At 49.5% G+C, this 20,603-nt stretch carries 15 protein-coding genes; 7 read left to right on the top strand and 8 right to left on the bottom strand.

All coding sequences use genetic code 11. The features are described from left to right. Window positions 1-63 precede the first annotated feature (63 nt). The 3 genes from Enr17x_RS23495 to Enr17x_RS23485 all read left to right on the top strand — a co-directional run bounded on the left by Enr17x_RS23495 (window position 64) and on the right by Enr17x_RS23485 (window position 5,067). Window positions 64-2,136: a thioredoxin-like domain-containing protein gene (locus Enr17x_RS23495; protein ID WP_145312114.1), complete on the top strand. Its 2,073-nt coding sequence runs from the start codon at window positions 64-66 to the stop codon at window positions 2,134-2,136. A 260-nt stretch (window positions 2,137-2,396) separates the two neighbouring features. Continuing rightward, on the top strand, window positions 2,397-2,669 hold the full coding sequence (locus tag Enr17x_RS23490) for a 2TM domain-containing protein (RefSeq protein WP_145312113.1): 273 nt from the start codon (window positions 2,397-2,399) through the stop codon (window positions 2,667-2,669). A 31-nt stretch (window positions 2,670-2,700) separates the two neighbouring features. Further along, window positions 2,701-5,067 carry a heavy metal translocating P-type ATPase gene (locus Enr17x_RS23485; protein WP_145312112.1) on the top strand — a complete coding sequence of 789 codons (2,367 nt, stop codon included), beginning with the start codon at window positions 2,701-2,703 and terminating at the stop codon, window positions 5,065-5,067. Between the two features lie 3 nt (window positions 5,068-5,070). On the opposite strand, the gene Enr17x_RS23480 is transcribed toward Enr17x_RS23485, so the two are convergent. Both Enr17x_RS23480 and Enr17x_RS23475 read right to left on the bottom strand, forming a co-directional pair. Then, the gene (locus Enr17x_RS23480; protein WP_145312111.1) at window positions 5,071-5,931 is read right to left on the bottom strand and encodes an alpha/beta hydrolase; all 861 of its coding nucleotides are present in this window, start codon (window positions 5,929-5,931) and stop codon (window positions 5,071-5,073) included. 73 nt (window positions 5,932-6,004) lie between these two features. Continuing rightward, window positions 6,005-7,549: a sulfatase family protein gene (locus Enr17x_RS23475; protein WP_145312110.1), complete on the bottom strand. Its 1,545-nt coding sequence runs from the start codon at window positions 7,547-7,549 to the stop codon at window positions 6,005-6,007. Window positions 7,550-7,755: 206 nt separating this feature from the next. On the opposite strand from Enr17x_RS23475, the gene Enr17x_RS23470 reads away from it, so the two are divergent. Both Enr17x_RS23470 and Enr17x_RS23465 read left to right on the top strand, forming a co-directional pair. Continuing rightward, the gene (locus Enr17x_RS23470) at window positions 7,756-9,525 is read left to right on the top strand and encodes an arylsulfatase (protein WP_145312109.1); all 1,770 of its coding nucleotides are present in this window, start codon (window positions 7,756-7,758) and stop codon (window positions 9,523-9,525) included. A gap of 338 nt (window positions 9,526-9,863) precedes the next feature. Beyond that, window positions 9,864-11,171: a Gfo/Idh/MocA family protein gene (locus Enr17x_RS23465; RefSeq protein WP_145312108.1), complete on the top strand. Its 1,308-nt coding sequence runs from the start codon at window positions 9,864-9,866 to the stop codon at window positions 11,169-11,171. 61 nt (window positions 11,172-11,232) lie between these two features. Here the strand turns inward: Enr17x_RS23465 and Enr17x_RS23460 are convergent, their stop codons facing one another. Further along, window positions 11,233-12,363 carry a leucine-rich repeat domain-containing protein gene (locus tag Enr17x_RS23460; RefSeq protein ID WP_145312107.1) on the bottom strand — a complete coding sequence of 377 codons (1,131 nt, stop codon included), beginning with the start codon at window positions 12,361-12,363 and terminating at the stop codon, window positions 11,233-11,235. A 693-nt stretch (window positions 12,364-13,056) separates the two neighbouring features. Between Enr17x_RS23460 and Enr17x_RS23455 the strand changes: the two genes are divergently transcribed. Together Enr17x_RS23455 and Enr17x_RS23450 are read left to right on the top strand one after the other, a co-directional pair. Continuing rightward, window positions 13,057-15,060, top strand: coding sequence for an ATP-binding protein (locus Enr17x_RS23455; protein WP_145312106.1), 2,004 nt, complete (start codon window positions 13,057-13,059; stop codon window positions 15,058-15,060). Between the two features lie 15 nt (window positions 15,061-15,075). Further along, window positions 15,076-16,254: an HD domain-containing phosphohydrolase gene (locus Enr17x_RS23450; protein ID WP_198000759.1), complete on the top strand. Its 1,179-nt coding sequence runs from the start codon at window positions 15,076-15,078 to the stop codon at window positions 16,252-16,254. An 83-nt stretch (window positions 16,255-16,337) separates the two neighbouring features. Here the strand turns inward: Enr17x_RS23450 and Enr17x_RS23445 are convergent, their stop codons facing one another. From Enr17x_RS23445 to Enr17x_RS23425, 5 genes are all read right to left on the bottom strand, one after another. Then, window positions 16,338-16,751: a PilZ domain-containing protein gene (locus tag Enr17x_RS23445; protein WP_198000758.1), complete on the bottom strand. Its 414-nt coding sequence runs from the start codon at window positions 16,749-16,751 to the stop codon at window positions 16,338-16,340. A 261-nt stretch (window positions 16,752-17,012) separates the two neighbouring features. After that, the gene (locus tag Enr17x_RS23440) at window positions 17,013-18,362 is read right to left on the bottom strand and encodes a glutamine synthetase family protein (RefSeq protein WP_145312103.1); all 1,350 of its coding nucleotides are present in this window, start codon (window positions 18,360-18,362) and stop codon (window positions 17,013-17,015) included. Window positions 18,363-18,414: 52 nt separating this feature from the next. After that, window positions 18,415-18,870, bottom strand: coding sequence for a hypothetical protein (locus tag Enr17x_RS23435; RefSeq protein ID WP_145312102.1), 456 nt, complete (start codon window positions 18,868-18,870; stop codon window positions 18,415-18,417). A gap of 190 nt (window positions 18,871-19,060) precedes the next feature. Then, entirely contained in the window at window positions 19,061-19,483 is a 423-nt protein-coding gene (locus Enr17x_RS23430; protein ID WP_145312101.1) for a cupin domain-containing protein, read from the bottom strand. 110 nt (window positions 19,484-19,593) lie between these two features. Next, on the bottom strand, window positions 19,594-20,595 hold the full coding sequence (locus Enr17x_RS23425; protein ID WP_145312100.1) for a Gfo/Idh/MocA family protein: 1,002 nt from the start codon (window positions 20,593-20,595) through the stop codon (window positions 19,594-19,596). Window positions 20,596-20,603: the final 8 nt, after the last annotated feature.

Here is a 20,603-nt window from a genome sequence, read left to right as displayed (position 1 = left end):
AAGTCATCGAATCTCAAATGTGAACCTACCTCAAGTCGCCAACCAAGACAGGGAGAATCAGGCATGCCGGGAAAGCACGCTTTTCTGAATCGAATCTACTTCTTTATTGCAACGATCGCATTTCTTCTGGCCGGCAGCGGAATCCTAAACTCATCTGTGTTCGCAGATGAAAAAACTCCTGCAAAAGAGACGAAGCAGGCAGAGCAGGACAAAGAACTGGCTGTGAAAAATCCTTTTCCGAACCGTCCCAAGGCACCCAGTCTGGATGGCGGAAAAGAATGGTTGAATACAGCAGGTGAGATCACGCTCAAGGACTTACGGGGCAAAGTCGTTCTCATTGATTTCTGGACTTACTGCTGCATTAACTGCATGCACGTGCTCCCCGATCTGGCGTATCTGGAAGCAAAGTATCCCAACGAACTGGTTGTCATCGGTTGTCACTCCGCTAAGTTTGATAATGAAAAAGAGACCGACAATATCCGCCGGGCGATTCAACGCTACGAAATTAAACACCCGGTCATCAACGATTCCAATATGACGGTCTGGCGGAAGTATGGCGTGCGGGCCTGGCCTTCGATGGTTCTGATTGATCCCGAAGGAAATTACTGTGGGCATCTGTCCGGTGAAGGGAATCGAGAATTGCTCGACAAAGTTCTGGAACGGGTGATTGCCTATCACCGTGCGAAAGGGACCCTCGATGAAACCCCCGTGCATTTTGAACTGGAAGCGGCCAAGCTGAAACCAACGCCGCTCAAATTTCCCGGCAAACTGCTTGCCGATGCTCCCAAACAGCGACTGTTTATTTCCGACAGCAATCACAATCGCATTGTGATCACCTCGCTCGATGGAAAACTGATCGACGTCATCGGCTCCGGTCAGATTGGTAAGAAAGATGGCGACTATAAATCGGCGTCCTTTGATCACCCGCAAGGCATGGCGCTGGTCGGCAACACACTGTATGTTGCTGATACCGAAAACCATATGATCCGTACCGTGGATCTCGATAAAAAACAGGTCTCAACTCTCGCAGGAACCGGCGAGCAGGCCCGTTATCGTTCGGCTGGTGGCAAGCTCAGAGCATCTGCACTCAACAGCCCCTGGGCGCTCACTGAAATTGATGGCGTGCTTTATATCTGCATGGCAGGGCCCCATCAAATCTGGCAGCACAAGCTGGGTACCAACGAAATCAGCGTTTATGCCGGCTCAGGGCGTGAAGATATCATCAACGGGGCCTTGGATGAGTCCGCGTTTGCCCAGACGTCTGATATCACCGTTGACGGCGATGTCTTTTACGTCGTGGACAGTGAAGGCTCTGCAGTACGCAAAGTCGACACAAAGAAAAAGAATGTGACCACGGTCGCAGGTACATCCGATCTCGAACGAGGTCGCTCTCTGTTTGAATTCGGTGATAAAGACGGCATTGGCGATCAGGCACGATTACAGCATCCGCTGGGGGTTCTGTATGACAAAGGCCGTCTGTTTGTCGCGGATACTTACAACCACAAACTGAAAACCATTGATCTCAAAACAAACGAAGTCAAATCTTTCCTGGGAACCGGCAAAGACGGAAACGCCCTCAATCCGGTTCAGTTCTCGGAACCATCGGGACTGGCGCTTGTGGGCAATCGGTTGTTCGTCGCAGATACCAATAATCATCGCATCTGCGTTGTGAACCTGGATGATAACAAGGTCAGCGAATTCAAAGTGCAAGGTTTAACGCCACCCAGTCTGCCGAAAAAGGCGGATGACAGTTTTGCACCTGCGAAAAATGCACTCGCGGTCTCTGCTCAAACTGTCGCATCAGGCAAACCGTTCAAAATTACGGTCACGCCCAAGCTGCCGGCTGAATATAAACTCTCGCCACTGGCACCGGTGAAGTTTTCCTTCAAATCCGATGCACAGCAGGCGTCCGTCAAAGGCAAGGGGACAGTGCAGGGAAATCAACTGGTTCTGGAACTGCCCGCTTTAAAAGATCCTTCAGGAGCTTACACACTCAATCTGAGATTCGGCTACTGTCGCGACGGTGTCGGCGGGTTATGCAAACAACATTCTGCTCATTGGAGTATTCCCGTTCAGACTGCTGCAGGGAGCAAGACAACCGAGATTTCGTTACCGTTGGATCTCTCAAAAGAATGAATCCCAGTTTAACAATGGAAATAACCAACGGTTGCTGATCTTTCAAAAAGACTGATCAGCAACCGTTTTTTTCTAGATCATCGGCACGTTCGCATCATTTTCGTTTCAGAACTACAGGATTCGAGCAGGCTGGTTGCTCCTCATCCTGTTGGCATGGCACTTGCATTTCAGAGAGTGCAGGGGAGTTCAAAGAATAAACTGAGCTGTTTTTTTACAACAGACTGCGGTATAAAATCATGATGCTGACAGGAGGATGAGCTATGGCAAACAAAGATAAAAACTATGAACAGGCCAAAAGTCGGGTTGAGAAAAAAATTGGTTTTATGATTCACGTTGGCGTTTACGTAGTGGTGAATGCCGGTTTGATTACGTTAAACCTGACGCGATCCCCCGAAAAATACTGGTTTATTTGGCCTCTGGGAGGCTGGGGGATCGGGCTGGCGTTTCACGCTTTCAAGGCTTTCAGTTCCGGTAGTGCAGTGAACTGGAAAGAAAAGATGATTAAGAAAGAGCAAGAGAAGCTCGATCAGTAACGTTGAATACTCAGTAGGAAGCAGGGGACGCATGACAGCAATTGATCCAATTTGCCACATGGAAGTCGACGAGTCCACAGCGCTGCAGGAAACCGTTGACAATCAATCCTGGTATTTCTGCAGCCAGGGCTGCCGCGACAAATTTCTGGCACAACATGCGGATGAAGTGAGCGCTCCCGAGCCGAAAGCAGAAGCGGAGCACTCGTGTTGTCATCACGACGGCGAAGATAAGGGACATCAACACGGAGAGAAAAAAACAGCAGTCAATGCACCGGAAGGGACCATCTATTCCTGTCCGATGCATCCGGAAATCGAGCAGGTCGGCCCCGGCAGTTGTCCGATTTGTGGCATGGATCTGGAACCGATCATGCCTCAAAAAGAGGAATCGCCTGAAGAAATCGCTGAATACGAACAGATGGCCCGCCGCTTCTGGGGTGGTCTGGCGCTCGGCTTACCGGTCTTTTTGCTGGCGATGCTGCCGATGACGGGACTGCCGATTCACCAATGGATTCCCGTCAAAGTTTCTGGTTGGATTCAATTTCTGCTCAGTACGCCCGTTGTGTTATGGGCGGGATGGCCTTTGTACGAACGCGCGTATCGTTCGATTCTCAGTATGAACCTGAATATGTTCACGCTGATTGGTATCGGCACTGGAACCGCCTATATTTACAGTATCATCGCACTGATCTTCCCTGGCATTTTCCCGGAGTCATTCCGTCACGAGGGGACTGTTGAACTCTATTTTGAGGCGACGGTGGTGATTACTGTGCTCGTCTTATTAGGGCAGATGCTGGAGTTACGGGCGCGGAAACGAACCAACAGTGCCATCCAGGAATTGTTGGCGCTGGCACCTCCCACAGCGCATCTGGTCGAAAATGGTGAAGAGCGGGAGATTCCGCTGGAAGAAGTGCAGGCGGGCAATTTGCTCCGCGTGCGTCCGGGAGAAAAAATTCCCGTCGATGGAATCGTCCAGGAAGGCAAGAGTCTGATCGATGAGTCGATGATTACCGGAGAACCCGTACCGGTTGTCAAAATGCAGGGTGACGAAGTGATTGGCGGTACTGTGAATCAGACGGGCTCGTTCCTGATGGAAGCACAGAAAGTCGGCGGCGAGACTCTGCTATCACAGATCATTCAAATGGTTTCCAGTGCGCAGCGGAGCCGCGCGCCGATTCAACGTGTGGTTGATACCATCGCCGCGCGCTTTGTTCCCGCGGTGCTACTGACGTCTGTGATCACCTTTATCCTCTGGAGTTGGCTGGGGCCCGAACCCCGATTCGCGTATGCGTTGATCAATGCGGTGGCGGTACTGATTATTGCCTGTCCTTGTGCGCTGGGTCTGGCGACGCCGATGTCGATCATGGTGGGCGTCGGACGCGGCGCCAAAAGCGGCATTCTGATTAAAAATGCCGAAGTGCTCGAGACACTGGAAAAAGTCGATACGCTGATCGTCGACAAAACAGGGACACTGACTGAAGGGAAACCCAGACTGACCGAATGCATCACGGCTGGCACGCTGAGTGAAAACGAACTCCTGCAACTGGCGGCTTCCGTGGAACAGCATAGTGAGCATCCTCTCTCGCAGGCCGTGGTCGTGGCAGCGAAAGACCGGGAATTGAATTTGTCTGACGTGCAGGACTTCGATTCAATCACGGGCGCGGGTGTGAAGGGCACCATGAATCAAAAGACGGTCCTGATTGGTAGTGCGGCTTTTCTGAACGAGCAATCCGTCACCATCAAAGATGAATTGATGACGCAGGCCAACACACTCCGCGAACAGGGGCAGGGGGTGATCTTTGTTGCCGTTGATGGAGCGCTGGCGGGACTGCTGTCTGTCTCTGATCCGGTCAAGGAGACGACGCCACATGCGATCGAGAAACTGCATGAACTCGGGCTCCAGATTGTGATGCTGACCGGGGACAACGAAAAAACGGCCAACGCGGTCGCGCAGTCGCTCAACATTGATGAAGTTGAAGCGGGCGTGAAGCCGCAGGATAAATATCAGAAGGTCAAAGATCTGCGTGCAGCCGGGCATAAAGTGGCGATGGCCGGTGATGGCATCAACGATGCACCGGCGCTGGCGGAAGCCGATGTGGGAATTGCGATGGGGACAGGCACCGATGTCGCCATTGAAAGTGCCGAGGTGACTCTGGTCAAAGGGGACTTAAGAGGTGTCGCCGACTCGATCTATTTGAGTCGGCTGGTGATGCGTAACATTCATCAGAACCTGCTGTTTGCCTTTGGCTATAATGCACTGGGGATACCGATTGCAGCCGGAATCCTGGTGCCTTTCTTTGGCATCCACGCGCTCTTAAGCCCGATGATCGCAGCGGCAGCGATGAGCTTCAGTTCGATCTCTGTGATCAGCAATGCACTCAGGCTCAGAACGCAGGCGTGATGTTTACTTTTCAGATTTATTTTTCGCTTTCACAATCCGCTTGATTTCGTCCAGTAATAGAAAATGCCCCGGTTTCACCATGTTTCCGTGCGTGAAACCGTCCAGTTCGAATAGCTGGACCTGCTCGTGTCCCACGACATTCAGCAGACTGTGCATGTAGGCATTTTCTTCGTAGCGTGTTGGAAATTCCAGTTTGCGATCCCCGGTAATCAACAGGATAGGTGGTGCGTCTTTCCGAGCGTGGAAGAGGGGAGCCATGTCGTCAATAATCGGTTGATCCCGTTTGATGCCCATTTCTTCGCGGACCGTCATGTGTGTGATGCAGTGTCCGCTGTAAGGAATCAGTCCGGCGATCTGGTTGGGATCAATTTTATAGGGTGCAAGCCAGCGTCGATCGAGACCGATCATGCTGGTCAGATAGCCGCCGGCCGAATGGCCCGCGACAAAAATCAGATTCGGGTCGCCGCCATATTCGGCGATATGCTGGAACGTCCAGGCGACAGCGGCCGCTGCGTCTTCCAGGTACGCCGGTTTTTTTGCTTTGGGAAACAGTCGATAATTCACAGCGACGATTGCGATGCCCTTCTGTTTCAATTCTTTAGGAATACTTTTACTGCCCCCTTTTAATCCGCCACCATGAAACCAGACAACGGTTGGATAGTTTTGGATAGACGTCGGGTAATACAAATCGAGCTTGCAGCGTTCCTGCCGATATTCTGTTTGATCGGGCGTTTCGGGCGCGTAATACGAAAGATTGGAAATGGTCTCATAGCCTTGATCTGGCTCCGCAGCTTGAAGTGCCTGAAATGTGAAACTCAAGCCGATGGTAAATAAAACAGTGAATTGAACCAGACGTTGTCTCATGATAGTGGCCTCTTGTTGTATGTTGAAATCTTTGATGTTGTGTTTGTAATGCGGAATGAATCCACTGGTTAGATCACGATGCATTCAGGCGTGCTTTCAGTTCCGGATAGCGTTCGTCTGTGTCCCCCACCTGTTGTTTGAGCTGTTTTAACTGCTGTTTGAGTTTCTTCACAATTGGCGCATAAGCGGGATCGGCGATGACGTTTTGCATTTCGTGGGGGTCTTTCTGCAAATTGTAAAGTTCCCAGTGCGGAGGCGTAGGGGTTTTCACGGCACCCCGCGCATCCAATGGAAGCCCGTAGAAGAAGATTAACTTATAGTCTTTCGTCCGGATGCCATAATGAGCGGGATTATCGTGATGGGCCATATGCATCCAGTATCGATAGTACGTTGCCTCAGGCCAGTCAGCGGGAGTTCCTTCTCCTTTCAGAATGGGTAAAAAAGAGCGTCCCTGCATGAATTCCGGTTTCTTGACGCCCGCCATATCGAGCAAGGTCGGAGCAAAGTTGACATTGTTGATGATGGTTTCGTCTTTCGAATTGGCTTTGATCCATTTCGGATAACGAACAATGAACGGCATCCGTAGCGATTCTTCATACATCCAGCGTTTATCGATGTAGTCGTGTTCGCCCAGCATGAAGCCTTGATCGGCCGTGTAGACGATGATGGTGTTATCGAGTTCGCCTGTTTCTTCCAGATGCTCCAGCAGCCGTTTCACATTGTCGTCGACACCGCGGACACAACGCAGAAATTTTTTCAGATAACGCTGATAGGCTTCACGAGTATATTCCTCACTCGAAAGACCAGGATCCACAAACATGTGATGGCCCATGTTACGTCGTTGGTTGCGCTGTCCGACGGATGTACCATAGAGAGGCTGATTCATCGGTCCGTGATTTTTGCGCTGCCAGAGTGATTCAGGTTCCGGGATCGTCACATCCTGATACAACCAGTCGTAGCGTTCTGCGTTTTCAAAGTTGTCATGGGGTGCCTTGAAGTGATGCATCAGAAAAAACGGTTTCTTTTTCTGTTTCCGATTTTTGAGCCACTTCAGTGAGATATCCGTGATCGCATCGGAGGAATGTTTGGAGTCATACCGGCTGACGCGAAATTCATTCTTCGGCCAGGGTTTAGGACCACGTACGCGGAACACGGGATTGAAATAACTTCCCTGGCCGGGGAGCACTGTATAAAAGTCAAACGCAGCCGGTTCTTTTTTGAGATGCCATTTACCCACCATGGCTGTTTCATAACCGGCGGACTTCATGAGCCGCGCCAGATGCTGCTGTTCAGGGCCAATCGCGCCATTCAACGTTGTCACACCATTCACGTGTGAGTATTGTCCCGTCATCAATGTAGCCCGGCTGGGCGTACAGATGGAATTGGTACAGAATACATTCTTGAGCAACATCCCTTCGCTGGCCAGACGATCTAACGTGGGTGTCGGATTGACAGCAGCCAGACGGCTTCCATAGGCACCAATGGCATGCGCGGCGTGGTCGTCTGACATGATAAATAAAATATTGGGTTGCTGCTCGGCTGCCTGCAGAGCGGGCAGGGGAGCCAGAAAGAGAGCAATGCTGTACAGGATCAGACAGTTGAAGCGCATAGATGGCATGACGAGGCTCATGTTTTCGGGGAAAGAAGTTATTACCTTTTGGTCATCGGCTCATCAATCTGTTTGCAGTAGCCTCACCAAAAGCATAAACTGAGATTATAGCATGCCGGATCGGGGGTTTTAAATCATGGAATCCCGATGATCCTGAGATTCACCATTTATTCTTGTATTCCCTCGTTTCCATCCTTGCCTCTGGATCAGACAACATGACATTCTGCAAATCAATCTGCCTGCTGAGTTATTTTATTGTTTCACTGTCATTCTGCCGTCTGGCTGCTGATGCGAATGCCGCCAAACACACCAACGTGATTCTGATCATGACCGACGATCAGGGGGGCTGGGATTATGGTTTCATGGGAAACAAGATTCTGAACACGCCGAACCTGGACGCCATGGCGGCAGGGGGCGCCCGCTTGAGTCGATTTTATGTCAGTCCCGTATGTACGCCGACGCGCGCCAATCTGATGACGGGCCGCTATAACTATCGCACGCGTGCCATCGATACTTACATCGGCCGGGCGATGATGGAACCGGAAGAGACCACCATCGCCGAAGTCTTAGCACCCGCAGGTTACAAGACCGGGATTTTCGGGAAATGGCATCTGGGCGATTCCTATCCGATGCGACCGCAGGATCAGGGCTTTCAAGAAGTGCTTGTGCATCGAGGTGGTGGCATCGGTCAACCCAGTGATCCGCCGGAAGGAGCTGGTAAATATACGGACCCGGTTCTGTTTCATAATGGCGAACAAAAGCGGATGAAAGGTTATTGCACCGATATTTATTTTGATCACGCGATGAAATTCATCGAACAAAATGAATCTCAGGACAAACCCACGTTTATTTATCTCGCCACCAATGCGCCGCATGGACCCTTTCATGATGTGCCGGAAGATTTGCGTCAAAAATATAAAGCCATGGATCTGAATGATGCCTACGGTTTTGACTTGAATAAAAGACGAAAGAACGAGAAGCTGTTCGACGATACCTCTCGCATCTTTTCGATGATCGAGAACATTGATCAGAATATCGGCAAGCTGTTTCAGCATTTGAAAAAAATTGGTGCTTACGAGAATACACTGGTTCTGTTTCTGAACGATAACGGCCCTAATGGACCTCGTTTTGTAGGCGCCCATCGTGGCATGAAGGGACGAGTAAACGAAGGCGGCATTCGGTCTGTGCTGCTGGCACACTGGCCCGCACAGCTCAAAGCAGGAACTGTTAACAATCGGATCGCTGCTCACTATGATGTCTTTCCGACGATTCTGGCAGCCACGGGCGTGGACAAGCCAGAGGCTCTGAAGCTGGATGGCGTGAATGTGCTGCCGTTGCTTCAGAATCAGGCAGAGAGTTGGCCCGAACGCGCATTGTTCCTGCAATGGCATCGCGGCGATGAACCGACGCCCCGTACCAATGCTGCGGTTGTCACACAAAACTATAAGATGACGTTTTCAAAAGAGAATGAACCGGGCAAACTGTTTGACCTGACGAAAGATCCGGCGGAGAGCAAAGATCTTGCCGGCAAAAAAGCAAAGCTGGCGAAGAAATTGACACGTCAATATAACAACTGGTTTTCCGACGTCAGTTCGACACGTCCTGACAACTATGCACCGCCACGAATTCATGTGGGCAATTCCAAAGAGCCGACGACCGTTTTGACACGTCAGGATTGGCGGTATTCCGGTCCCAAAGGTAAGGGCTGGACGCGAGACGCACGCGGCAACTGGCTGGTGACGGTAGAACAGGCGGGGGCGTACGACATTAAAGTCCAGTTCCAGAAACAGGAAGATCGAGTCGCGACCGAGCTGACAGTTCAGGTCGGCGATGATCAGTTCCAGGCGAAGGTTCCTGCAGATCAGTCAGAATTCGTCTTCAAAAATGTATCTCTGCATCAGGGAAAACAGACAGTCGATGTCAAAGTGGCCGAAGGCAGCATCGAGCGGGGGCCGATGTTTGTTTATCTTACGAAAAACAAATAAGCGGCTGAACTCTGTGTTCGAACATCATCTGGCACCTGTTTACCTCTGATTCTTTCTGAAAGAAAGTACAAAAGTAACCCGATCTGGAATGGTCACAGGTGTCGATTCAAATTACCATAAATAAGGAACATTAAGTTAGGGACGCGCAAGTTCGATGGCCGCTGGCTTTTCTGCTTCTTCTTCACAAATATCCAGCATAATGGAAGTGGAGACGTAGGAAGCCTAAGGCAACCGCTATGTCAGGCTCGTTCGTCTTATGTTCGATGTAACAATTACTCTAAGATCACTCCCAATTGCCGATGCTTCCATCGGCCTGCCTTTTTTTATAGGACTGATTAATGCAACAGAATTCAAATTTCAGCCGACGTGAGTTTCTTAAATCGACGACTGCCGGAGCAGCCGCCATTTCCACTGGTATTTGGACCGGTTTTGCCCCTGCTGCCACGAAGTCTGCCAATGGCAAATTAAACATCGCCTGTATCGGAACTGCCAACCGCGCTGCGGCAGATGTTGACGGAGTGAAAGGCGAAAATATCGTTGCACTCGTTGATGTCGACAGCAATTATCTTGACCGAGCCGGAGCCAGCTTCCCGGGGGCTCGTCGTTATGCTGATTACCGCGAGATGCTGGAAAGCGAAGATGGAAAAATCGATGCCGTTGTGATTGGAACGACCGACCATCATCACGCCCCGGCATCAATTCGTGCGATTCGTAAAGGGCTGCATGTTTACTGTGAAAAACCACTGACGCATACCGTTCAGGAAGCACGCATCATTGCAGAGGAAGCGAAAAAGCAGGGCGTCGCGACTCAGTTGGGAACCCAGATTCACGCCCGCGATAATTACCGACGCGTCGTGGAAATCGTTCAGTCAGGTGCACTGGGTGATATCGGTGAAGTCCATGTCTGGGTTGGAAAGGGCTGGGGAGGCGACGACCTGCCCACAAAGACTCAGGAACCTCCCAAAAATTTGAACTGGGATCTGTGGCTTGGCCCTGCACCTGTTCGGCCTTATGCCGCCGGTCGTTATCACCCCGCACAATGGCGTCGCTGGTGGCAGTTCGGTCAGGGAACATTGGGCGACATGGCGTGCCATTATATGGACCTGCCTTTCTGGGCGCTGGATCTACGTCATCCCACACATTGTGAAGCAGAAGGTCCGGAAGTGCATCCAGAAGCCTGTCCGCACGGTTTGACTGTACGGTATCAATTCCCCAAACGGGGCGATCTGGTTCCTGTCAATCTGACCTGGTACGACGGAAATATGATTCCCAAGAAAGTAGCCGGCCAACGTGTTCCCGGTAGTGGTGTGATGTTTGTGGGAACGGAAGGCAGTATGTTTGCCAATTATGGCAGCTACAAATTATTCCCGAAGGAAAAGTTCGCCAACTTCACGCCTCCGAAGCAATCGATTCCGAAATCGATCGGCCATCACGCCGAGTGGATCAAGGCCTGCAAAGATGGTTCACCAACCACCTGCAACTTTGATTATTCGGGTGCGTTGACCGAAGCCGTCTTGCTGGGCAATGTGGCCTATCGTTCGAAGTCACCCCTGGAATGGGATGCGGCGAATCTGAAAGCCACCAACTGTCCCACAGCTGACCAGTACATCTCAAAAGAGTACCGTGAAGGCTGGGAAGTGGCTTAGTAAAGCACAGAAATGAAACAGAAAAGCCCGGCTCCTCACTGGTGAGTGAGCCGGGCTTTTTTTATTGGCCTTCGATGTACTTTAGTTGAATTTCCGTGTTGGGTAGCTTCTTTTTCAGCTCTGCAACACCCTTTTCCGTGACTGCGGTGCGGGTCAGCTTCAAGTCTTTGAGACTCGTCAGGCCTTCCAGCTCAGGCAAGCCGGCGTCTGAGACGGCTGTCGAACCCAAATGCAGAAATTCCAGTTGCTGCATATCTTTCAGGTATTTGAGACCGGCATTTGTTAAACGCGTATTGTCCAGATTGAGCCACTCCAGCACCGTTAAGCCTTGTAATGGTTCCACGCCTGCATCGGTCAGACCGACGCGCCACAGGTTGAGCTTCTTCAATTCACCCAGGCCGGAAAGATGCTTCATTCCCGCATCAGATAGCAGGCTGTTTTCACTGAGATCCAATTCTTCGAGTTGCGGAATTTGGGACAGTGCTTTTAATCCCTCGTCAGAAATCTGATTCTGTGAGAGACGTGTTTTTTTCAGTTTGGGAAACTGGCTTAATGTGGCCAGCCCTTCGTCGTCGACAAGTGTCTTGGCCAGATAGAGCTCTTCCAGATTGTTCAGATCTTTCAGTTGAGAAATTCCATCGCCGCTGACCCAGAGGAAATCAAGCATTAACGCTTTGAGATTTGTCAACTGATTGATGTCCGCCATCGCATCGTCGTCGATATCCGAATTGCCGGAGAGCCGCAATGCTTTGAGCTTCGAGAGGCCAGTCAGGTACGAGATCGCTTTATTATTCAAGGAGCAGTTGCGCAGATCCAGGTTTTGCAGGGTAACGACTTTTCCCACCGGTTCCAGAGCAGCGTCGGTAATCTCTGTTTCATTTAATAGTAGCGATCGCAGGCGAGATAAGCCGGTGATGTCTTTAAGGGCTGCATCATCGATTTTCGCTTCCCGAAAATCGACTTCGATCACATGCCCCTCTTTGTCTCGCTTCAGTTTGGCTCCCAACCCTTTCAATGAGTCTGCCAGTTGAACTTCTGTTTCGGGAACAGGTGCTTTCGCCGTGGCTTTGGGTTTTGTTTCCTCAGCCGTTTTTTCCGAACTGAATTGTTTATCTGCTGGCTTTTCTGAAGCACAGCCGGCAAAAAGTGAAAGAAACAAAACGAGAATCAAAGGTTCCCGAAACGGTTTCATAGCAGATTCCTTAAAATCATAAGTAGCAAAGAGTTTCATTCTTATCTAAGCATACCGTTTGCAGAATTGGCTCAAAACCGATGGTGGCGACTCAATTGGATATTTTGAGGAATTGCCCATTAAAACGCCGTGCTGACTCACTCTAAAACAGCTGGCGGCAACGCAGGAGTCCAGAGTGAGCCATCTGAAGTCATATCGATTGAGTTAGGATCATCTGCAATCAATTTTCTCTGGTGAGACGTGCCAGCAGGAATGTCAGTGATACTGGAGAGGAATGAAATTGTCCCATTGGCCCCAACATGGCAGAAACGAAAAAGGGTCGTCTATGATCAGTAGGGGTTTTACGTAGTAATCTGGATTGCTTTGACAATGTACCCCAGAGGCTTCCATTTAAGAGGAATCCCTCCTGACGTATTCTGGTGCTAAGGAACCATTGTTAAGTCCTGAAATGACAATAGTTATCATCTCTTCCCTGTTTAAAGAAATCTGTCGGCTATGAGCCCCGTCTGTGAAATTGCTAAATCCTTACATTTGGAGTGAGGATTAATACTACTTTTTAAGTGTGAAAAGAACACAACTCCGGTGAGGGCTTGTTCTTTCCCCACAGCAGATGAAACAAACAAATGGTTCGCTCTATTTCGAGCTGATTCCCGTAAAAGTCACTTAAGCCTACTGCATTCGAGAACCAAGTCGATGACACCAAATGTAAATACCTTGACGGCGTATTCAACGTTAGCCGATCTTGAGTTACAAAATGAATCTGTCACGCCAAATACATTGATCTCAGAGGTTGGCGTTTACTTTAAGTGTCGACCGGAAGTCGTTGGCTTGCTGGTTCAGGACGACCAGGAGTTTTATGGGCTTCTTTCAAGAAATTCCTATTTTGAGCATATGTCGCAAGTTTTAAGTGGATCGGTTTTCTCTCGCAGACCAGTGTCAAAATTACTATCTCGTATTAATTCCACAGCTCTGGAACTCAATGATACTTCTCCGATTGTCGACGCGGTCCGGGAATTATTTAATCGTCCCCCATCACAGCTTTATGAGCCTCTGCTTATCAAATGTGAGGGAGGGGAGTATCGGTTTCTGGATGTTGCGAGACTGGTTCAATTTCAATGTCAAATTCTGCTGGAACAGAAAACCATTGCCGAAATTGCCAATCATGAAAAAAGCCATTTCCTGGCGAATATGAGCCATGAGATTCGAACTCCTTTGAACGGCATTATGGGGTTTACCGACGTCTTACGCCGGGGCGTTGGCTCGGAAACGCAGCAGCAGGAATACCTGGATGTAATTTACAAAAATGGAGAGCACCTGCTGGGGTTGATCAATGACATTCTGGATCTGTCAAAAATTGAAGCCGGCCGTATGGAGTTTGAAAAGAGAAACGATTCGCCGCATAAGATCATTTCGGAAGTGCTTTCCACGATGCGAGTACAGGCGAAGGAGAAAGGGCTCTCTCTGGAATGTCAGTGGACCAGCAGCGTTCCCGAAACGATTCACACAGATCCAATGCGGTTGAAGCAAATTCTAATCAACCTGGTTGGTAATGCATTAAAATTTACAAAACAGGGAAGTGTGAAATTGATTGCGACTCTTGATCAGAGTCACGCTAACCCGCGGTTTGTTGTCGAGGTACACGACACGGGTATTGGGATTGACTCCCAGAACCTGAAAAATATCTTTTCGCCCTTTACGCAAGCCGACTCTTCTATCACGCGCAGTTTTGGCGGCACCGGTTTAGGACTGACGATTTGTCGTCAAATAGCCGAAGGACTGGGAGGCGATTTAACAGTCAAAAGTGAAGTTGGGAAAGGAAGTACCTTCAACTTGTGGGTGGATGCGGGATCACTGGAGAATGTACGAATATTTGATACACCTCCTTCTGAAGTATTTACGACGAATGAACAATTCAAAGCAGGATCTCCCGAAAGTAGTTGTCTGCGAGGTATTCAGGTATTACTGGTCGATGATGGGAAAACGAACCGTGATTTGATTTCGCTGGTGTTGGAAAACGCGCATGCGTCGGTCACGTGTGCTGAAAATGGAGAAGAAGCCCTACAGAAATATGGCGGCGGCGAGTTTGATTTGATTTTGATGGATATGCAGATGCCGCTCATGGATGGTTATACGGCGACCAGGACCTTACGTTCGCGTGGCTGCTCGCTGCCGGTGATTGCGTTGACCGCGAATGCGATGCGGGGAGACCGAGATAAGTGTCTGGCAGCAGGTTGTTCAGACTTCCTGACGAAACCAATTAACATCGATAGCCTGTTACAGACTATCGGGTTGCATTTACCAGAGATCAGGCCTTCAGCTGGCACTGAGCTGATACAAAAACCTTGTTGTGTGACATCAGAGGAAATCACGCCGATCCTTTCTGATCTGCCAACCGAGATCCCCCAGATCTTTGTCATTGTGGAAGATTTTATAAAGCGGCTATCAGTGAAAATGGAAGAAATGCGGACCGCCTTGAAAGCCTCCGACTGGTGTCGACTGGAAGATCTGGCCCACTGGTTAAAAGGAACGGGTGGGACAGCCGGGTTTAGTTGTCTGACGGAATTTGCCCTGCAATTGGAGCTGTCAGCAAAACGAAAAGAAAAAGAGCCAGCATCAGCATTACTGGATGAACTAGCGCAACTGGGAAAACGTCTCACAGCGAAGAACCCTGTTACAAGTGATTTACAAAGTATTTAAGGAATGAGAGAAGCTATGATTCGTTCAGCTTTGGATAACCCGGTAATTGAAAATCAGAAAACGTTCATTGATCGCAATCAATTCGAACAATGCTGTATTGCCATTATTGATGATGAAAGCATCAATATCGACATGATCAAGTATTATCTGGAGATGGAAGGTTTCAGGAACCTGGTTTCGACAGATAAGTCTGCGTCTGCGTTTTCGATGATTCAGGCTGAACAACCGGATTTGGTATTGTCCGACATTAATATGCCTGACGTGTCCGGGCTGGATCTGCTGGCACAGATTCGGGGACATCAGGAATTTGAGACAACTCCGGTGATTATTTTGACTGCCAGTTCCGATAATGAAACAAAAATATCTGCATTGAAGCAGGGGGCAACTGACCTGCTGGCTAAACCCATTCATCATGGAGAGCTTGTTGCCCGAATTCGCAATGTGTTGAACGTCAAGATTTATCAGGACCAACTCAAAGCGAATTCCGAAACACTCGAAGAAGCAGTGCGTCTGAGGACGGCTGAACTGGAAGCGTCACGGTTGAGTGTGATCCAGTGTCTGGCACGAGCTGCAGAATTTCGAGATGATGATACGGGGCAGCATGTGATCCGCGTGGGTAAATATGCACGCATTATTGGTGCCGAACTGGGGTTATCAGAGAAAGATCTCTGTTTACTGGAACCGGCTGCCCAGTTGCATGATGTGGGTAAGATTGGCGTCGAAGATTCCATTCTGCTTAAGCCAGGAAAACTGACGCCGGAAGAATATGACGCGATGAAAAAACATTGTGGCTTTGGTAAAAAGATCGTAGATTGTCTTCCCGAACGTGAGGCACAATTAATCCGGATGCATACGGAGATGGGGGCAAAAATCATGGATATTCCTGATTCCCCGATTCTGACCCTGGCAAAAATTATTGCCATGACTCACCACGAACGCTGGGATGGATGCGGGTATCCGTTGGGATTGAGTGGCGAAGATATTCCTCTGGAAGGACGGATTACTGCCGTTGCTGATGTGTTTGATGCGCTGATGAGTAAGCGTTCTTACAAACCGGCATTCCCACTGGCCAAATCTCTGGAGATACTTGAGGAAGGGCGGGGAACTCAGTTTGATCCGAGTGTACTGGATGCGTTTACAAAGCGACGCCAGGAGATCATCCAGATCCAAATTGACTATGCAGAAACCGATTAAGAATCGGACAACGCTACACCGACTGTTCTGGATTTGGTTCGCCGTCTTTCTGGTGAATGATGTTCTCTGTCCGTAGAGTGCTGTCAGACATCGATTCGCGCCAGGAATTGAACGCCATACTCCCAGAAATCATCCACAACTTTACGCCGACGGACAATTCTCGAACTGAACCAGGTGTGGATCGGGCTGTTTAAGGGAAGCTTGATGAAGATTTCCTCTTGAGGAATCACATCAGGGCATACAATTGAGATGCCAGATTGAGAGAGTGAGCGACCCAGCACAGTGACCATTTCGCCGGAATAGATTTCGATGGCTTTGGAGAAGCCTTCCGGAACCGAAATGACAATTAAGCCGCGATAGTCGATTCGTTTATGTGCTCGCTGGTCAGCATAGATCCGTTTCGCACGCTCTTCCACGAGAGCGAGAACGTTGAGTGCTTTGCTGAGTAAATGTTTTTGCTGGGGAGAATACTGATAGTAGTCTGTAAATCTCTTCAATACTGTTTGCCCTTTACTGTTGAACTGAGAAATAAACCTCCAGTCACCACAAATTATTTGCTACATCGAAATCTATGCTACGAGTACTAAAAAGCAAGTGAAAACACTCTCAGGATCACCTGATTGTACACTGGGGAATTACTGCAGCCGACATACTTTTCCAGATAACGTATTTTTGTTGAATCTGTGAATCGGACGGATTCTATCGATTGATCTCTTACTACATGAGGACAAGTCAGGAATCGGCCAGGAATCGGAAGATCAAAAACGGAACAGATAGGCTTGCTGTTCGGCATCTTTGCCCAGAGAATCGATCATTTCAATTTCTGACCGTTTCATAGTGACATAGTCAGTAACGCGACGTGCTCCCAGTCCCGTGCGTAATACGTCGTTCTGTTCCAGTGCAGTGAGTGCTGTTGCAAGGTCAATCGGGTATCTTGTCAAACCACGAGACTCACGTTCTTCTGTTGAAAATAAAGCGGGGTCGGTTAAGATCGGTTCTCCCGGATCGAACGCATTCTTGATCCCATCCAGACCCGCACAGACGAGGCTCGCTAATGCCAGATAAGGATTACAGGTTGGATCGGAAGGCTTAAACTCCAGATTGACAGTGGCAGATTCGTGCCCTCGAAACCCGGAGGCTGCACGGACAGTTGCTTCACGATTATCGGGCCCCCAGCAAACGTAACACGAACTCCAGCACCGCTCGACAAATCGACTGTAAGAGTTGGTTGTCGGTGCTGTGAACGCCATCAGTGCGGGGAGGTGCTTCAAAATGCCTGCCATGAAATGGCGAGCAGTCTGAGAAAGACCATACTTGCCGTCGGCATCGTAGAATAAATTCTGTTCACAGCTGGAATCCCACAAACTAAAATGGATATGACACCCATTACCGGCTGATTCCGGTGAAGCTTTAGGCATAAAAGAAACACGAAAATCATTTGCTTGCGCCGTGCCGCGGACAGTTTCTCGGAATACAACCTGCTGGTCTGCGGCTTGCAAACCGGGTTGATGCCGAACGGGGATTTCATGCTGTCCGTGACCGGCTTCCGGATAATATTTTTCCACGATCACGCCCTGTTTTTCCAGAGCCGAAATGATGGGGAGAATATAGGGGCTGGCCAGATCCATGGCAGCAGAACTGAAACAGTTTAGCTGGTCCAGTGGCTGCCATTCTCCATTCACATTAATAAAAATCGTAAATTCGTTTTCAAAAGCGGCACGAATGACCATTCCCTGGTCAGCGAGTTTGCTGAGGAACGATTTAAGTAGATTCCGCGGACAGAGTTCCCAAGGCTGCCCATCAATCGTTTCAATGTCTGAAAGCATTCTGGCATGCCCCGGAAGGTACGGCAATACCTGAAATGTTTCGAGATCTGGACGAATCCGAACTTCACCCACTGGTTGAAATTTACTTTCCGGGGGCAGGTGATCGAACACGGTTACAGAAGCCTGTGCCTGGGTCAGCCCCAGGCCGGATTCCAGGATTTCATCAAGGCTACCTGGCCGAAATGCTTTGCCGCGAGTGATCCCGTCGGGGCCGACATAAATAGCACGGATCAGCTCTACGTTCTGTTCGGCTAATTGTATCTTCAATGCTTCCTGCTGCATCTGCGACTCAATGCTGATAAGGGTTCGGTTTGTGAACGGCTGAAACGAGGCGTCACTTCATAACAACAACACTTTTCTTGATCTGTTTGTGACAGGCGATGCAGGTCATTGTCAGGTGCAGGTAACTGAGAGAGGCCCCATCGACATTTTTTTTCTTGGCATAATTCAAGACTTCTTTTGCCGCATTGCGGAATTCGGCACTTTGTTGAGCAAAGATCGGCCCTTCGACGACCTGCCATTCCGTGGCGTTGCTCATTTCGATCATCTTTTTTGTTCCTTTTTCGATGAGAGCGAAATCTTCCGTTACGAGGCCTTCCAGGACATCTTTAGAACTGTCCAGCTTGGCTTGCATGAATTTCGAAATGTTTTCCTGCGTTGGATTTTTCCCCTTAAGGCGTTCCGCGACTTTCACTTTTTCTTTCGCCTGAAGCGAGGAAACGTGATCTGCCTCATCTCCCCAGACGGTAATCAATACTCCACAGGCGATGATTGCTATAAGACTTCTCATGGTTTGCTCCTCAATGTGTGCCTGACTGACAAAAATACGGACTTTGTTGTAACTGAATATTCTGATTCTGAATAAGAAACAGATCATAGTGAAATTGAAAAAAACAATCTTAATTTGAGACAGAAAAAATAGTTTTTCTGAAATACGATTTCCATCGTGACTCTATCGCATCGCCAGTTGCCCATTCAGTCTATGATCCCTTTGTTCCTGTCCAGGCGGGAGGGTCACTGGCCGGAAATGATTCTTCAGAAGCTTCATCAATTTGATTGAGTGGCGGCGTGGGATTGTGCGAGCGAACAATCGTCAGTAACAGAGCAGCCGACTCCAGACACTCCACGGCGTGGGGTTCTGTATCCGGTAAGTGCAGTAATTGCCCCGCGGTCAGTTCATGCTCTTTTCCAAGCGCTTTGAAGCTGACGCGTCCTTCAAGGCATTGAACTGTGAGAATTCCTTTAGCAGTATGATTAGGGAGAGATTTCCCCGCTTTGAGGATCAGGCGAATGATTTCCAGATCGTCGGTTTTGACCAGCGTTGTCGTTTTCGTTGACTCCAGTGCATCGCCTAAGGGGCCAAGATCGATCACTTCACCCGCCTCTGTATATGATTGTGTCATGATTTTCAATCCTTTTATGAGAGTCTAGTGAATCTTCCTTTATTCTATGACTCTCCGGCCAGGAGTAAAAGCCCCTGTGTGGAAAAACCACTGTGACACTTGTGATCAACTTAGTTTATCTGCTGCACTCCCGCCTCCAGAATCCGCTGGGCTTCCAGACTGGTTTCAGGGCTGCAGAGCCCCCAGGGGGCTTCACCTGTTCTGACGCAATGGGCAAAGTGTTCGGTTGCGGTCTGCAGATAGAGCAACGGACATTGGACTTTGACCTCTTCTCCTTGAGGCTGGTCTTCAGTCGCCAGCATTAACCGGCCTTTCTTTTGAGGCTCGACGATGAGTGTGCCTTTTGTGCCATATATTGCGGTTGCATAGGCGGTGAGTTTACCGATTTGTGACCAGGAACCTTCTGCAGTCGCGATCGCATTAGGATACTGCATGACGATGAGAGCGTTATCTTCAACCCCGAGCGGCTCTTGTCGATACACGCCGGCAATTCCGGTAATGGTTTCAGGCATTCCCAGTAAGACGCTGGAGAGCACGCAGCCATAACAGCAGTAGTCCATCATCGCACCGGCGCCGTTTAATTCGGAATCAAACAACCAGTCACAAAAGTAATCACTGCAGCCCAGTTCTTTGGGCCCCGCATGGGCGGCCCGATATTTGACCTGCCAGATCTCACCGATTTCACCTGCTTGCGCCATCGTAATCGCATGTTGCATTTGCGGCCACCAGGCGAACGGCCAATTCACCATCAGGCTGACATTTTTGTCGCGTGCTGCTGTCTGCATTGCCTCCGCCTGAGCCAGATTCGCTGCCATCGGTTTTTCGATCATGACGGGAATGCCACGGTTGATCGCTGTTAAAGCCAACTCGGATCCCTGCTTATTGCTGCTGAAAATATACACGCCATCCAGTTCATGTTGTGCAAATAATTCATCAGGAGTCGCATAGGTGGGGCAATCGTATTCTGCTGAAATGCGGTCGCGGAGAGCCTGGTTACTGTCAAAGGCGGCGACCAGTTCTGCATTCTGGGAATGTTGTAATTGTGGCAGATGATCCCAGACGTGATCATGGATGAGACCGAGAATTCCGATGCGTAATGGCTGATTGGTCATAGTCTTGT

The sequence above is a fragment of the Gimesia fumaroli genome, assembly GCF_007754425.1.
In the GTDB taxonomy this organism is placed as follows: domain Bacteria; phylum Planctomycetota; class Planctomycetia; order Planctomycetales; family Planctomycetaceae; genus Gimesia; species Gimesia fumaroli.
The sequence above is the reverse complement of the archived record's forward strand: the minus strand, read 5'-3'. Positions and strand labels throughout refer to the sequence as shown.

Coding starts and splice junctions, on each gene's coding strand:
- Enr17x_RS23430 (WP_145312101.1), bottom strand. CDS start 19,483: ATGACACAATCATATACAGAGGCGGGTGAAGTGATCGATCTTGGCCCC.
- Enr17x_RS23460 (WP_145312107.1), bottom strand. CDS start 12,363: ATGAAACCGTTTCGGGAACCTTTGATTCTCGTTTTGTTTCTTTCACTT.
- Enr17x_RS23475 (WP_145312110.1), bottom strand. CDS start 7,549: ATGCCATCTATGCGCTTCAACTGTCTGATCCTGTACAGCATTGCTCTC.
- Enr17x_RS23480 (WP_145312111.1), bottom strand. CDS start 5,931: ATGAGACAACGTCTGGTTCAATTCACTGTTTTATTTACCATCGGCTTG.
- Enr17x_RS23465 (WP_145312108.1), top strand. CDS start 9,864: ATGCAACAGAATTCAAATTTCAGCCGACGTGAGTTTCTTAAATCGACG.
- Enr17x_RS23425 (WP_145312100.1), bottom strand. CDS start 20,595: ATGACCAATCAGCCATTACGCATCGGAATTCTCGGTCTCATCCATGAT.
- Enr17x_RS23490 (WP_145312113.1), top strand. CDS start 2,397: ATGGCAAACAAAGATAAAAACTATGAACAGGCCAAAAGTCGGGTTGAG.
- Enr17x_RS23450 (WP_198000759.1), top strand. CDS start 15,076: ATGATTCGTTCAGCTTTGGATAACCCGGTAATTGAAAATCAGAAAACG.
- Enr17x_RS23440 (WP_145312103.1), bottom strand. CDS start 18,362: ATGCAGCAGGAAGCATTGAAGATACAATTAGCCGAACAGAACGTAGAG.
- Enr17x_RS23485 (WP_145312112.1), top strand. CDS start 2,701: ATGACAGCAATTGATCCAATTTGCCACATGGAAGTCGACGAGTCCACA.
- Enr17x_RS23470 (WP_145312109.1), top strand. CDS start 7,756: ATGACATTCTGCAAATCAATCTGCCTGCTGAGTTATTTTATTGTTTCA.
- Enr17x_RS23435 (WP_145312102.1), bottom strand. CDS start 18,870: ATGAGAAGTCTTATAGCAATCATCGCCTGTGGAGTATTGATTACCGTC.
- Enr17x_RS23495 (WP_145312114.1), top strand. CDS start 64: ATGCCGGGAAAGCACGCTTTTCTGAATCGAATCTACTTCTTTATTGCA.
- Enr17x_RS23455 (WP_145312106.1), top strand. CDS start 13,057: ATGACACCAAATGTAAATACCTTGACGGCGTATTCAACGTTAGCCGAT.